General features: G+C 76.6%; 1 protein-coding gene. It reads right to left on the reverse strand.

Translation table 11 applies throughout. From position 1 onward, the window contains the following. Nucleotides 1-559, reverse strand: a 559-nt coding sequence (locus GT042_RS28645) for an FAD-dependent oxidoreductase (RefSeq protein WP_202534072.1), incomplete at both ends; no start/stop codon positions are given.

Below are 559 nucleotides of genomic sequence, written 5' to 3' on the forward strand. Positions count from 1 at the left end.
CCTCCGGCCGTACGTCGCCCGCCTCCCGGACCTCCCGCCCGGCGAGCGGGCCTGGCGCGACACCCGCCACCACCCGGTCCGCCGTCACGACCGTGCCGTCCGCCAACTCGACGCCCGTGGCCGCGCCGTCCTTCTCGACGATCCTCGTCACCCCGGCGCCGAAGACGAACTCCACCCGGCGCGCCAGGCACCGTTCGTACACCGCCCGGGCCAACTCCCGTATCCCGCCGCCCACATACCAGCTGCCGAAGGTCTGCTCCAGATACGGCAGCACGGCCGCGCTCGCCGGGGCACGCCGCGGATCGAGGCCGTACGACAGCGCGTACCCGTCCAGCAGGGCGGCGAGGCGCGGGTCCGCCAGCTCCCAGGCACCGATCTCCGCGACCGTCCCGGCCCGGCGCGCGCCGCGCAGCAGGCGTCTGTGCCGTACCGCCGGATACGGATCGCGCGCGAACGGCGCCCGGTCGGGCGGCAACGGCTCCTCCAACAGCGGCCGCCTGGACCGGTCCCAGGTGTCCCTGGCCCGTCCGAGGAACGCCCCCCAGCGCTCCCCGGCGCC

The organism is Streptomyces sp. SID3212 (genome assembly GCF_009865405.1).
Taxonomy (GTDB): domain Bacteria; phylum Actinomycetota; class Actinomycetes; order Streptomycetales; family Streptomycetaceae; genus Streptomyces.